We start from the raw sequence: 14,739 nt of genomic DNA on the forward strand, positions 1-14,739 counted from the left end.
GATACAAAGTATCCGCTTAAAAATAATTTAGTTGTTAGCCAAACACGCCTTCAGTAAAACCATTTGTCTATCTTCCACCAACATAGACTCGCTATTAAACTTCTTTACTTACTACTTTTGACCTGTGTGATTAGATTATAACAGGTATTTAAATAAGAACCAACCCTTAATTAATAATCTTTTACTACCACTTTAGTTCCATAAGGTACGTTATACATTAGCCACTTGGCATCGGGTAAACTTAATCTGACACAACCATGAGAACCTTGAGTTTTACCCAATTTATTAGCTTCTTTTACATCAATTTTATCTCCACGTTTAGTTGGCACGGAGTGGAACAAGTAAATGCCATGATCTTTCCAACTAACATAGTAACGGGCGCCTTCTTTTAATTTTTTGTTATAAAACTTTTGTCCACGTTCTTCTTGAATATAGTAAGTACCTGTTGGCGTATCTGATTTCCCATTATGATACAAGCCACCAGTTGAGAGCATCGTATAAATTGGCTTTTTGCCACTCATAATATAAGTTCGATTACCCTTTAAAGAAACTCTTATCCACAAATTCTTTACTTGTTGCAAATTTGGATGAGCCTTTTTTTCACTTTTTTTCTTCCAAGTTCCTTCTGGACGCAAGTCTTTGGGATCTTTGTAAGGAGCCACATTTTTTGATTTTTTTGGCGTGCTTGTTTTAACTACTTTTGTAGATTCAACTTTTCTATTAGTATCCGCGATATTAATTTTTGGAAAAAAGACTATTCCAGCTATTAACAAAATTCCCACTGCAATAGCTATCACTATTCTATTTTGTTTCAATTTAGATTCTTCTTTTCAATAATTACTACTGCTCTTTTTAATTATTATATGTGACTTTTTCAAAATTCTCAAATTTAAATCTGCACCTTAACCAAAGATCTTACGCCAAATTCTTACAAAAAAGTTAGCTTTTTCTACATTAGTTTTCACCGTTGCTGGTAATTGGACCCCATCTGCATCTTTAATACTTGGAATTGCTTTTAAAGCAATTGAACCAACCCTTTTACCAGCAACTTGAGGAGCAGAAATACTTTTAGGATTTGCTACACCTACTACTTTTTCATTTTTAGAGAGCCAAATTCCGGTATCTTTTTGGAGCACCAAATCCGCAGTTCGTTCTTTTCCTTCAGGTACTGCAACGGTTTTAGCACCAGAAATTGTTTGGTTCTTTTTTAAAATGTAAAGTTGGTAGTTAGAAAATACATATTGTAATAATTTTGATATGAACCCCGAAATTCGGACAAGAATTTCGAGGTTTTTTATTATGACTAAACTGTCTAAACAAGATAAAATTGATATTTATAATAATTGGAAATATTACGGTAAATCTTCTCTTCAATTAGGAAAAGAATATGGAATTACCTCTGATAGTCTTAGATACTTATTTAAATTAATCGATAAATATGGATTAGAAATCCTAGATAAGCCCTATACTTTTTATTCAATAGAATTTAAAGAAAAGGCAATTAGAAGGGTTCTTTCAGGAGACGAAACTATGTCCCAAATATCATTAGATCTTGGTTTACGTAGTAGGGCCATGCTTTACAATTGGGTTCGCAAATACAAAGAAAATGGGTATAATGTCATTAATCATAAGAAAGGTAGAAGATCTAATGCAGAACAAAGACAAACAGATTCAAGAACTTCAAAAGCAAATCAAGGACCTCAAACAAAAGAATTTAGAGCTTACTGTCGAGAACGAATTTATAAAAAAATTAGATGCCTTAGTGGCACAAAGAATCAGAAACCAAAAGCACAAGAAATAGTTTCTGCAGTCACACAGCTAAGGCAAGAACTTCATGTGACTGTGAGTTTTGTGCTTAAAGTGATCAATTCTAAACCTGACCTTCCTCACCTATCTAGGAGTAATTATTACTATGTTCAAGGACATGATGATAAAGATAGGAAAAACCAAAATATCATGGAAAGGATCAAAGAAGTATATGAAGAGCACAAACATCGCTACGGTTATAGAAGAATTACTGCACAACTTCAACGTGAAGGACTTAAAATCAATCATAAGAAAGTAAAACGTCTAATGACTAAAATGCACTTATATGGCATTGCCATTAGACGTAAGCATAAATATTCAAGCTATCGTGGAACTGTAGGTAAGATCAAAAGTAACTTGATTAAACGTAATTTCAAGTCTGTAATTCCAAATAAAAAGTGGTATTCAGATGTGACGGAATTTCATTTGAATGGTGAAAAGCTTTATCTATCCCCAATTATGGACGGTTGCACACAAGAGATTGTCTCTTATACTCTAAGTCGTCATCCTGTTTTAAAGCAAGTAATGGATATGTTAAAGCTGGCCTATAAAAAGTATCCGGCCCTTAATGGTTTAGTATTTCATACTGATCAAGGCTGGCAATATCAACATCCTCTCTTTCAATCATGGCTTAAAAATCATGGCATAACCCAAAGTATGTCACGTAAAGGTAATTCTTTAGATGATGGCATGATGGAGGGTTTCTTTGGCATACTTAAAAGAGAAATGTTTTATGGATTCGAAAATAATTTTAGTAATTTAGATGAGTTAGAAGAAGCCATCAAAGAATATATTGAATATTACAATACTAAACGAATTAAAACTGTACTAAAAAATCGCACACCGATTGAATATCGGAATGCGATTATGAATCAAAGCTAATTAATAATATGTCCTAATTTTAGGGTTCATATCATTTCTTAGTTTGTACAAAACGACTTGGATCTGTCCCATCCTTGTGACTAGCCCCCATCACTATTGTGATGATGCGACGGCCATTTTTAACCATAGTTCCTGCAAAACATGCTCCTGCAGCATCAGTGGTTCCTGTTTTTAGGCCATCTAATGGAAAAGCTGCATCGTATTGCGAGAGGCCTTTCAACATCCAATTCCAACTAGTCATTTTAGTAACTTTACCATGATCATTAAAATCTAAATGAGAGAGCTTTGTCGTTTCTGTTACTTCAGGAAAATCTGTCAGTAATTTATCTACTACAATTGCCATGTCACTAGCTGACAAAGTATTTTCTGCATTTTTACTTGCACCAGGATAAGCATCTGCACCTTGGGTATAATTTGGCAAGCCATCTGGGGTATATATTTTTGCATCCTTAATCCCCCATTTTTTTAGCAGGCTACGCATTTGATTAACAAATTTAACTTGTGATCCTGCAATTGCCTCTCCTAAAAGCATTGCGCTACCATTAGCAGATTGAATTAATGTTGATTGATATAACTGGCGAATAGTATAAGTATGACCTAAATTAAGTTCCACTCCTGAATAGTCTGGATTTTTACTTACCTTTACAATTTGCTTTGTTGGGGTAACTTTTTGATTCCAGGTAATTTTTTTATCTTTAATTGCTTGAAGAGTTAAATAAATAGTGATTAATTTAGACATTGAAGCTACTGGAAGGGCCTGATTAGCATTTTTTGCATATAATACTTGCCCATTTTTGCCATCAATTGCAATGGCCGCTTTAACATCTAAATTTACATTATTTTGATGATAGTTATCAATAGTGGCTGCCTCTACTGATGGATTAGCTACTGTAGCAATTCCAATAAATAGAAACAAAGTTAGAAAAAAGAAAGATATTTTTTTAGATAATTTCATAATTTTTCCTTTCAAATGAAGTCCTTCTCAATTCTAGCAAAAAACTGTCTTAACCGCATCGCCTTTTAAGATTTTTGCTGATGCAATTTCATCAAGCGGGGCAGACTAGCACTTAACTTCGTGGGACGCACTAAATAATTATTTTTATAAATTTCATCCCCCGCTAAAGAATGAAGATAAACCGCAGCTGCTACAGTATCAATGCTTGTTTCAAATTGCCCACAAAAACTTCCAATAATTCCAGCTAAGGTGTCACCCATTCCACCAGTCGCCATTCCAGGATTTCCCAGGTAATTTTTATAAATTTTATCTTGGTAATAAACTTGGGTATGATTACTCTTTAAAACTAAAATTACATTTCTACTTGGAAACATTTTTCTTAAAATTTCCTGGGTATTAATATTCGTTTGGTCTGGGATCTTTATTTTACTTAAACGTTCCCATTCCATTTGATGGGGAGTCAAAATGATCGTTTGCGCTTGCAAGGCTAATAAATCGTTATATTTGGCAATTAAATCTAAAGCACTAGCATCATATAAAATAGTTTGCTTGTTAGTAAGCTGTTTTTTTATTAATTTTAAAATCTTTTGTGCCTGTTGGTCTTCTCCTAGTCCCATACCACACACTATTACATCTGCTTTGGCAATCATTTGACCTAGGGTTAATTCATCATTCCAATTCAAAAACATTATCTCTGGATCTCTTGTATGTAACGCTGTCAAATTAGCTTCATCGCTTGCAACAGTGACTAAGCCTGCCCCAGCATTTAATGCTCCTTCAGCAGCCATAATAATAGCGCCACCAAATTTCTTATTTCCACCAATTAACAGTACTCTTCCAAAATTTCCTTTATGAGAATTACTACGTCTTTTTTTGATTACTTTTGTTAAAATGTCTTCCCTAATTTTTTCCATAATCACTTTAATTCCTTAGTTTACTTATTTAAAAAACATCATTTTTCTGGTAAAATAGAGTTATATTGCCTCAATGGCGGAATTGGCAGACGCGCAGCGTTCAGGTCGCTGTTCACGTAAGTGAGTGCAGGTTCAAATCCTGTTTGAGGCATCGGATTGCGGCTAGTATTCTAGTCGCTTTTTTATTCTATTTTTTAGAAAGGAAGAACCATTATGTGTAGTCATATTCAACAACCACCAATTAAGGAAATTGAATCTTACTTAAAGGATGATTTACAACTTCCTTTGGTCAAACCAAGTTTTTCTACAGCCCCATTTGAAACTTTTACAGAAGTTTATCCTAAACGTCAGGGCTTAGTTTTACTTTACCAAAATGATCAGCTGCAACTTCAAGTAAAACAATGGGGTTACCCTAGTCCATTTAAACCTAATCAAGTTTTAAATAATGCACGCATTGAACGTTTTTATGAGACTAAGCCATCAATGTGGGATACTTCTTTTGCACGTCAACGCTGTATTGTGATTACTAGCCAATTTTTTGAAAGTAGTCGTTCTACCTACACGCTGGAAAATGGTAAAAAATACCATGAAGAATTTAGCTTCAAAGCCAGTGATTATCCCATGACCTTTTTAGCGGGCATCTACGATAATGATTACTTTGCACTTGCGACTACTAACTCTAACGAAACTGTTTTAGCTGCTCATCCTAGAATGCCTTTAGTAATTAGCCCAGCAGAATTAAGACGCTGGCTTTTCCAAAACTTTACTTCTTTAATTGATCGAACTAATTTTCCAATCACTCGCACCCTTTTGCCACATCGCCAACTATAAGAAAAAGTCACTTAATAGTGACTTTTTTCTTTATTCATTATTATCTTTTTTAGCAGTTTCCAATGCAAATTTTGCTACTTTTTCTGCACCTTCTTCACGTGCATCTAATTGAACATCTAGGGCAAAATCCATAATTGCATTCTTTTGTTGATCAGTTAAATTATCTTCATGCTTACCTAAATCACGATCACTAAATGGTTCAAGGAAATTATTTAAATTATTAAATAATTTTTCCATTGCATGACGCAATTCCTTATCTTCAATATCACGACTTTTTGTGATACGATCACGAATACGTTGTAAACTCTTAACTGTATGAGGCAATAGAATATATTCATTTTCTCTTCTTTGCCAAATAATTACTCGATCAGTTTCTACCTCATTTAATTCAGCTTGTACTTCATCAAGATTACTCTTTGGACCAAATGCATAACTTAAAGAATTTTCATCTAAAAATGCCTTATAACTATCTTCAAAGTCATCTTTATTTCCTTCAAAATTATCTTTAAATTCACGTGCTGCATTAATATCATGTTGAATTTCACGCTTAGTAGCTGTGCTTAAATATTCTCTACCATAATCTTGATAGATATCTGCTCCCTCTTCAAAAGAAGTTAATAAACTTTCATCATCTTCTTGATGCTTTACTAGGATATCATTAATTTTTTTATAGGAATCAGTACCTAAATAAAAATTTTTAACATCAACTTCAAAATTGAAGTCATTGTAGCAAATATCACGGAAACCAACTAAAGTTTTGTATGTATCTTTTTTCATAAAATCATGTCCTCTCTTATTCTCAGTTTTAATTTTACTCTCTTTTGACTCTAAGCAAAAATTTTTGTACTATTTTTAAGTAATTCATTTTTTATGATATACTGAAGTTCCTTGGCAGGGGCGCTTTTCAAACTTGAAAAGACAAAAAAGTCTTTCGAAATTAATCGAAAGGCTTTTTCTATTTTTAAATATTAATATGTAATTTACGAGCAATCGCTTCAACCTTATTCCCCAAGATCTTTTGAGCAAGACTAGTTTTTAAAGTCATGAAGATATAGAAGATTGCTCCAACTGCTACTCCAATTATAACAAGGATAATTGCACCAAAGCGTGTCTGCGGGCTAAAAATTTTCCCTGCAAATTTAGTAACAATAGTTACAATCAAAAACATTATTACTGAAAAGACGGCTGTTCCAGCAAATCTTCTTGCTGCACGATCATTATTGTAATGATATTGAGTATGTAAATGTTTTAAACAGAGCCAAATTACAAATAGCATACTAATATTAGTAGCAATTAAAGGACCATAAATTTTAAAAATTCTAATCATTGGTAACTGCACAATAAATTTGATAATTAAACCAAAAATTAAATATTTTATTGCTAAACCATTTTCAGATAACCCCTGTAACATTGCCATTAAAACTGTAAATGATCCAAGACAAATTGCGGTAAATGACGATAAATATAGCACACTTGAACCTAATGGATCATAACCATAGAAAATGGTATAAACCGGTGTACTAATCGCAGCCATTCCTAAAGATGCTGGTAACATTACAAAGAAAAACAATTCAATGGTATTTTCTAATTGGGATGCAATATCGTGATAATCTTTTCGCGCATGTGCTCCTGATAAAAGTGGAATTGCTGTGACTGCCATTGCAGTTGAAACAGAGACAATAATCATAATCACCTTGTTTGCATTTAAACCAAATAAAGCGTACCAACTCTCAATCTGGTCTGAACTTGCATGAACAAATTTTGCTAACATTGGGTGAAAAGTGTATTGATCAATTAACTGATAAAAAATAATTCCAGCATCGATGATAATAAATGGGATTGCTTGTTCTATAATCTCTTTAAATAAACTTGAAGTAGAAATTTTTATTTGATTATTTGAATGAGCCACCAAAGAATTTAAGTAATTTCTTCGTTTAAATAAAAACCAAACTAAGAGCAAAATACCAAATGCTGCCCCAATCGCAGCAGCTAAATTTGACTGAATAACAGCTTTTAAATATGAACCATGCTGCACTTGCATAATTACATACGCTGTTAATAACATCCAGATGACACGTGCAAGTTGTTCAATAAATTGAGACATTGCACTTGGCATCATATCCGCATATCCTTGAAAATATCCTCGCATAATACTTAAAATTGGAATAATTAAAACCGCATAAGATAAACTATGCAAAATTGGTATTTGCCGTTTGTCACCACCAGCATAAAATGGGGAACCTAAATACATTATAGCCGCAGAAATTACCCCAAAAATAATCATTAAAAACAAGCCACGCCTAAATAATTTACGACCTATTCCATACTCATTTAAAGCATTGTACTTGGCTACCTGCTTAGCTACAGCTCCAGGAATACCAGCTGTTGAAACGATTAAAAATAAACTATAAATGTTATAACTTTTAGCAGTTAGAGCATTGGCTAAATTGCCATCGCTTCCCATCCAGGCATACCAAGGAATTATATAAATTGCTCCTAAGATTCTAGAAACAATTGAACCAAATGTCATCCAGGCAGAGCCACGAATCATGGTTGCTTGTGAATTATTTTCATGTGAATTATTATTTTTCATATAATTTCCTATTCTTTTCTTCAATACTTTTCTTATAAAAATAGAACAGGAAAATTATTTTGCCACAATATTGACAATCTTATTAGGAATTACGATAACCTTCTTAACGTCTTTTCCTTCTAAGAATTTTTGAACATGTGGTAGTGCAAGAGCTTGCTTTTCTAAATCATCTTTAGCAGCATCTTTAGCAGCTTCAAATTTACCACGTAACTTACCATTTACTTGAACCATGATTTCCACAGTTGATTCAACTAACTTACTTTCATCATAAGTTGGCCATTTTGCATAGGTAATAGATTCATCATGACCTAGAATTGACCAAATTTCTTCCATCATGTGTGGAGCAACTGGGGCTAATAATTTAACAAACCCTTCTGCATATTCACGTGGAATCTTTTTAGCTTTTTGAGCTTCATTCATAAAGACCATCATTTGAGAAATAGCAGTGTTAAAGTGAAGAGCTTCAAAGTCTTCAGTTACTTTCTTAACGGTTTGGTTATAAACCTTATCTAAAGTACCATCATTTTCATCAACAATATTTTCACTTGGAATAGCCTTTAAATCAAGATCATTAACCATCAAGCGCCATACCCGATCTAAGAATTTCTTAGTGGAAGCTGGACCATTATCATCCCAATCAATTGAAGCATCCAATGGGCCCATGAACATTTCGTACATTCTTAAGCTATCTGCACCATATTCTTCAATCACATCATCTGGGTTAACAACATTACCTTTAGACTTAGACATCTTTTCATGATCTTTTAAAATTAACCCTTGGTTATAAAGACGTTGGAATGGTTCTTTGGTTGGTACTACTCCCAAATCATAAAGAACTTTGTGCCAAAATCTAGCATAAAGCAAGTGACGAACTGCGTGCTCTGCACCACCAATGTAAAGGTCAACTGGTAACCATTGTTTAAGTAAGTCATAATCAGCTAATTCTTGATCATTGTGAGGATCAATATAGCGTAAGTAGTACCATGATGAACCAGCCCAGTTTGGCATTGTATTAGTTTCACGCTTACCCTTACGTCCATTTTCATCAACTACATTTACCCAATCTGTCAAGTTAGCTAAAGGACTTTCTGGCGTACCAGAAGGCTTAATATTCGTGGCATGTGGTAAACGAAGTGGAAGTTCGTCTTCAGGAACTAAACTAGTTGTTCCATCTTCCCAGTGAATTACAGGAATTGGTTCACCCCAGTAACGTTGGCGAGAGAAGTCCCAATCACGAAGCTTGTAATTAACTTTTTGCTTACCAACATTGTGTTCTTCAAGCCATTGCACCATACGTTTTTTAGCTTCATCATTATTTAACCCATCTAAGAAATCAGAGTTAATGTGCTTATCATTACCCGTGAAGGCTTCCTTTTCAAGATTACCACCTTCAATTACCTGATTAATTGGCAAATCAAATTTTTTGGCAAATGCATAATCACGATCATCATGAGCAGGAACTGCCATAACCGCACCAGTACCATAACTTGCTAACACATAGTCAGAAATCCAAATTGGAACTTCTTTACCGTTTACTGGATTAATTGCATAAGCACCAGTAAAGACTCCAGTCTTATCTTTATTTAAATCTGTTCTTTCAAGATCTGATTTTGATTCAATTTTCTTAATATAAGCATCCACAGCTTCTTTTTGTTCAGGAGTGGTGATTTCTTGAACTAATTTATTTTCTGGAGCTAATACAGTGTAACTTACACCAAATAAAGTATCCGGACGGGTAGTAAAAACATCAAAAGTCTTGTCACTATTCTTAACTTTGAAAGTTACTTGTGCTCCAACTGAACGACCAATCCAGTTTCTTTGCATTTCTTTAACAGGTTCTGGCCAATCCAAATCATCTAAATCTTCAAGCAATCTATCTGCATAAGCAGTCATCTTAAGCATCCATTGCTTCATATTACGACGATATACTGGGAAACCACCACGTTCAGTTTTACCATCAACAATTTCTTCATTTGCAACAACAGTTCCCAAATCTGGTGACCAGTTAACAGGAACTTCAGCTTCATAAGCTAAGCCTTTTTTATACATTTGCTCAAAAACCCATTGAGTCCACTTATAGAAATTAGGGTCAGAAGTTCTAACTTCACGATCCCAATCATAGGAAAAGCCAAGCTTATTTAGCTGACGCTTAAAATTAGCAATATTTTCATCGGTAACTTTAGCTGGATCTTCACCAGTCTTTAAGGCATATTGTTCTGTAGGAAGACCAAATGCATCCCAACCCATTGGGTGAAGCACATTATAGCCTTGTGCCCGTCTCATACGTGCCATAACATCTGTAGCAGTATAACCTTCAGGGTGTCCCACATGAAGGCCTTTTGCTGAAGGAAATGGGAACATATCTAAAGCATAGTAATTCTTCTTAGCTGGATCTTGAGTTGTTTTAAAACTATCATGATCTGCCCAATACTTTTGCCACTTTTTTCAACAACTTTATGATTGTACATAAATTCCTCTTTCTATCCATAAAAAAATCGTCCCATGCTCAACACATAGGACGATCTAACATTCGCGGTACCACCTAAGTTTTGCTTCTCTAAGCAACCCTCATAACATTTTAACGCATGTTAAACGTAAGGCATTTAAATGAAACAAGTTCATAAGTCAACTTTAAGACTTTGCACCAACCAATCTCTCTCTGAAAAAATTTTCTTATTACTACTTTTCAACCTTTATTTTCTTTTAGATAATGATTATAATTTACCACAAATACTAAAAAAAACAAGAGGAGAATTTAATCTTGGAAAATTCTTATAAAAAATATCAACTAAGTTTGAGTTTAGGAATCGGCGCAGGAATTATCTTTATTGTTTGGGCAATTTGTGTGGCTACTCAGCAAAATTTTATTCATACCTTTGACAAAAATATTATTAATATAATTTCTAATAACAATCCTACAAACCTTAAAATTGCTCGCAGTTTAACTACTCTTGGGAACACCTCAACTATTGTCGTAGAAGCAATCATCCTATTTATTAGTCTATTAATTTTCAGACACTATAGATTGGCTGGCTTAGAAGCAGGAATTATGATTTTGGGAAATGCCTGCAACTGGGTTATTAAAAATCTAGTCAAACGTCCTCGGCCAACCGTTACTCATTTAGTCTATGCAGACGGCTATTCCTTTCCTTCTGGTCATTCTTTGGGAAGTGTAACCTTATTTGGAAGTTTATTTATTATTACTTGTATTTTAGTAAAAAATAAACCTCTTAAGTTCTTTCTAAATATTCTTTGGGTAGTTTTCCCCTTAATAATTGGTTATACACGTATTTATCTTCATGTCCATTATCCATCAGATGTACTAGGAGGATGGCTTGAAGGATTATCCTTTGTTTTAATAGGATATGCTATTTATTTAAAAACATCATCTCAGAATTTATTAAAGGCTAGCTAAAATTCATTAGCTAGCTTTTTTCTTGGCTAAAAAGTAGTACCATTAGATTATTACAACTTAAGGAGTGATTATTATTAAAAAAAAGATCAATCTTCGCATATGGGCTGCCTTATGCGTTTTAATTGGCGGCATTATTTTAACCTGGATAACTTACAATTCAACCTCTCTTTACCATCACGAAGACATCGCTGTGATTCAAAAGAATAATTTTTCTGATACTCTTTCTCATAACACAAAAGATATCTACCAAAATCATGATCAAGTTCGGTTGCAAAAATTCGATATTAAAGTTCTATCTGGTAAAAACTCAGGTAAAGTTTACCGCCTTACCAATACCTACTCGCCTTCTCAACTCCTAACTCAAAAATATCGCCCTAATGATCACTTATTAATAAAATTTATTCGCCATCGGTCTACAATTTCGACTATTAAACGTGATTGGATCTTGGTAGCATTAGGTACTTTAACACTTTGCTCAATAATTTTAATAGCTGGGAAACACGTCTGGGCTCTCCTTGTTTCTATGACAATCAGTTGGGGGATATTTTTTGCCTTAATTAGCTTAGACATCCAAACCCATTCTTTTCATAATATTCTTCTTTACGGGGCCGGAACAATTATTTTATCATTTTTAGCCTTATTAATTGTACAAGGATTTAATAAAAAAATGCTTGTTACTTGGCTCTCTACTCTAATTGGACTCTTCACTTCATTTTTCCTTTGTTACCTAGTAATGAAACTAACGGGAAATTCTCAAATGATGTATGATAATTCTGATTTTTCTAATCAAGATTTACAAGGTGTGTTCCTCGCCCAAACACTTCTCAGTGTACTAGGTGCAGTTTTAGATGAATCAACTGACATTGTATCAAGTTTAAGCGAACTAATTATTCATAATCCTACAATAACTCAAAAAGAAATTTTAAAAAGTGGACAAGCTCTAGGAAAAGAAATTATGGGTCCTTTAATTAACGTTTTATTACTAATTTTCATAGCTAGTGAACTTCCTTTATTGATACTTTATCTTAGAGATAACAGCAATATTGTAGATAGTTTCAATTATTCTTTGACTCTTGGTCTTACACAAACAATGGTAGCCGCAATTGGAATTGTTTTAACTGTTGCTAGTGCTACAGGATGTAGCCTACTCTTTTTTAAGAAGGAGGATAAAAAATGAGTACTCTTTTTGCATTAATTGTTTTACTGGCAATTTTAATGGCAATAATTGGTGGTGAAGTAGGAATCAGAAGTTTCTTTAGTATTTTAATTAACATTCTTTTATTAGTGATTGTTGCTATCTTAATTGCGACTGGCTTAAATATCATTATCCTAACTCTGATATTTATTCCGCTAAAACTAGCTACAATAATTTTTGTAGGAACAGGAAATAAAAAGGTCGGGTGGACTTCTTTTATAAGTTCGCTAATTATTGCTTGTATTGTTATCTTAATTATCATTGCAGGCCAATATTTTGCTCAAGCAGCTGGTATGAACATTGAAGCAAATGATGTTCTTATTGGACAATCCCAACAACCTGGCCTTAGTTATCCATTAATTTCTGTTACTGTTGCAATTTTTTCAGCATTAGGAGCAATTGCAGAAGCAGCTGTCGCTATTACGGCTGGACTTTTAGAGCTTAAAAATAATAATTCTACTCTTTCTACTTACACCTTAAAACAAAGTGGATTTTCAATTGGACGTGATATTATCGGGACTTCTCTCAATACCATTACGTATGGAATATTTGGAAGTTTACTCCCTCTAATTCTTTGGTTCTACCCTCTTCATTACTCCATCGGCGAAATTATTAATGACAAACTAGTGATCAATAATCTTTTAATCATGTTTTACTCACTAATAGGAGTGATTTTAGTTGTTCCATTATCTATTTACCTTGTAACACATCCAATTCCTATTTTCAAAAAGTCAAAATAAAAACGGATAATCAACTGATGAGAATACAAACTTCAATTGCGAAGATTGCTCTCATCAAGATTATCCATTTTTATTATTAGTAATTAAATTTAATAAAATTTATTTATGATTATTAACGTAATTCTTTAATTCTTCTACTTTATCGGTGTGTTCCCAAGGTAAATCAATATCTGTTCTACCAAAGTGACCATAAGCAGCTGTAGGGCCATAAATTGGGCGGCGTAAATCAAGCATTTTAATAATCCCTGCTGGACGTAAATCAAAAGTATCTCGAATTGCTTCAACTAATAATTCATCACTTACTTTTCCAGTTCCAGCCGTATTAACCATAATTGATACTGGGTGCGCTACCCCAATTGCATAAGCAAGCTGAATCTCGCATTGATCTGCTAACCCTGCTGCTACAATATTTTTAGCTACATAACGAGCAGCATAACTGGCACTTCTATCAACCTTAGTAAGATCCTTTCCAGAAAATGCACCCCCACCATGACGTGCATAGCCTCCATAAGTATCCACAATAATTTTTCGGCCTGTTAAACCAGAGTCTCCTTTAGGTCCCCCAATTACAAAGCGACCAGATGGATTAATTAAATATTTGGTATTTTCATCAATATACTTACTTGGAATTACCTTTTTAATTACATCATTAATCATGCTAGAACGAATAACTTCGTTACTTACTTGATCATCGGTTTGTGTTGAAATTACGACAGTATCAACTCTTTTAGGCTTATTATTTTCATCGTATTCAACTGTTACTTGAGCCTTAGCATCTGGACGAAGCCAAGGTAAAGTATTTTCTTTGCGCAACTTAGCCACACGTTGCATTAATTTATGCGCTAAAGCAATTGGTAATGGCATTAATTCTGGAGTTTCATTAATTGCAAACCCAAACATTAATCCTTGATCTCCAGCACCAATTTGATCTAGCTCATCTTTATCTTTAGAATTACTTTCTCTTACTTCTAAGGCACTGTCTACTCCTCCAGCAATATCTGGAGATTGCTCATCAATGTCAACAAGTACTGCACAATTATCTCCATCAAATCCTAATTCTGGTCTGTTATAACCAATTTTAATAATTGTATCTCTAACAACTTTCTGAATATCTACATAAGCAGTAGTTGAAATTTCTCCTACTACCAATACAAGACCAGTAGTGACAGTAGTTTCACATGCTACTCTCCCATTTGGATCTTTAGCTAAAATCGCATCTAAAATCGCATCTGAAATTTGATCTGCTACTTTATCAGGATGTCCTTCAGAAACAGATTCTGAAGTAAATAAACGCTTTTCTTTTGTCATAAAGGAGTCCCCCTAAATAAAACTTTTCGGTTACAAGGCATCTCCGTCTCCGGATCCTTTCGGGACCTTAACCGATCTAACATAATAAGTTATTCGTTCA

General features: G+C 33.8%; 11 protein-coding genes, 1 tRNA gene, 2 pseudogenes and 1 riboswitch. Of the genes and pseudogenes, 6 read left to right on the forward strand and 8 right to left on the reverse strand.

Features of this window, described 5'->3' with window-relative positions:
• Positions 1–170: 170 nt before the first annotated feature.
• On the reverse strand, positions 171–815 hold the full coding sequence (locus FP435_RS05935; protein ID WP_265483299.1) for a L,D-transpeptidase: 645 nt from the start codon (positions 813–815) through the stop codon (positions 171–173).
• 87 nt (positions 816–902) lie between these two features.
• Positions 903–1,136: a hypothetical protein gene (locus FP435_RS08440; protein ID WP_416209737.1), complete on the reverse strand. Its 234-nt coding sequence runs from the start codon at positions 1,134–1,136 to the stop codon at positions 903–905.
• Between the two features lie 163 nt (positions 1,137–1,299).
• Between FP435_RS08440 and FP435_RS05945 the strand changes: the two genes are divergently transcribed.
• Positions 1,300–2,688 (forward strand): IS3 family transposase, encoded by a 1,389-nt coding sequence (locus tag FP435_RS05945; protein ID WP_265482988.1) that lies wholly within the window; start codon positions 1,300–1,302, stop codon positions 2,686–2,688.
• Positions 2,689–2,722: 34 nt separating this feature from the next.
• Here FP435_RS05945 and FP435_RS05950 read toward each other — a convergent pair.
• Both FP435_RS05950 and FP435_RS05955 read right to left on the reverse strand, forming a co-directional pair.
• Positions 2,723–3,643: pseudogene (locus FP435_RS05950) on the reverse strand (serine hydrolase); the annotation flags it as partial.
• Positions 3,644–3,708: 65 nt separating this feature from the next.
• Complete coding sequence (locus tag FP435_RS05955) at positions 3,709–4,557, reverse strand: NAD(P)H-hydrate dehydratase (RefSeq protein WP_265483301.1); 849 nt, start codon at positions 4,555–4,557, stop codon at positions 3,709–3,711.
• Between the two features lie 67 nt (positions 4,558–4,624).
• Between FP435_RS05955 and FP435_RS05960 the strand changes: the two genes are divergently transcribed.
• Together FP435_RS05960 and FP435_RS05965 are read left to right on the forward strand one after the other, a co-directional pair.
• A tRNA-Leu gene (locus FP435_RS05960) sits at positions 4,625–4,708 on the forward strand.
• 62 nt (positions 4,709–4,770) lie between these two features.
• Positions 4,771–5,388, forward strand: coding sequence for an SOS response-associated peptidase family protein (locus FP435_RS05965; protein WP_265483303.1), 618 nt, complete (start codon positions 4,771–4,773; stop codon positions 5,386–5,388).
• 30 nt (positions 5,389–5,418) lie between these two features.
• On the opposite strand, the gene FP435_RS05970 is transcribed toward FP435_RS05965, so the two are convergent.
• From FP435_RS05970 to leuS, 3 genes and pseudogenes are all read right to left on the reverse strand, one after another.
• A complete protein-coding gene (locus tag FP435_RS05970; RefSeq protein ID WP_265483305.1) occupies positions 5,419–6,165 on the reverse strand; it encodes a hypothetical protein in 747 nt (248 codons plus the stop codon).
• A 184-nt stretch (positions 6,166–6,349) separates the two neighbouring features.
• Positions 6,350–7,981 carry a putative polysaccharide biosynthesis protein gene (locus FP435_RS05975; protein ID WP_265483307.1) on the reverse strand — a complete coding sequence of 544 codons (1,632 nt, stop codon included), beginning with the start codon at positions 7,979–7,981 and terminating at the stop codon, positions 6,350–6,352.
• A 54-nt stretch (positions 7,982–8,035) separates the two neighbouring features.
• A pseudogene (gene leuS, locus FP435_RS05980) lies at positions 8,036–10,449 on the reverse strand (leucine--tRNA ligase).
• 293 nt (positions 10,450–10,742) lie between these two features.
• Here leuS and FP435_RS05985 point away from each other — a divergent pair.
• From FP435_RS05985 to FP435_RS05995, 3 genes are all read left to right on the forward strand, one after another.
• Positions 10,743–11,396, forward strand: coding sequence for a phosphatase PAP2 family protein (locus FP435_RS05985; protein ID WP_265483308.1), 654 nt, complete (start codon positions 10,743–10,745; stop codon positions 11,394–11,396).
• Between the two features lie 73 nt (positions 11,397–11,469).
• On the forward strand, positions 11,470–12,573 hold the full coding sequence (locus FP435_RS05990; protein ID WP_416209748.1) for a YibE/F family protein: 1,104 nt from the start codon (positions 11,470–11,472) through the stop codon (positions 12,571–12,573).
• Positions 12,570–13,331 carry a YibE/F family protein gene (locus FP435_RS05995; protein WP_265483310.1) on the forward strand — a complete coding sequence of 254 codons (762 nt, stop codon included), beginning with the start codon at positions 12,570–12,572 and terminating at the stop codon, positions 13,329–13,331. The genes FP435_RS05990 and FP435_RS05995 overlap by 4 nt, the downstream gene beginning before the upstream one ends.
• 99 nt (positions 13,332–13,430) lie before the next feature.
• On the opposite strand, the gene metK is transcribed toward FP435_RS05995, so the two are convergent.
• Complete coding sequence (metK, locus tag FP435_RS06000) at positions 13,431–14,639, reverse strand: methionine adenosyltransferase (protein WP_265483312.1); 1,209 nt, start codon at positions 14,637–14,639, stop codon at positions 13,431–13,433.
• Positions 14,637–14,715, reverse strand: a riboswitch (SMK box riboswitch). Its footprint overlaps the gene before it by 3 nt.
• Between the last annotated feature and the right edge of the window lie 24 nt (positions 14,716–14,739).

Origin of the sequence: Lactobacillus sp. PV037, assembly GCF_014522345.1 — a bacterium.
Classification (GTDB): Bacteria; Bacillota; Bacilli; order Lactobacillales; family Lactobacillaceae; genus Lactobacillus.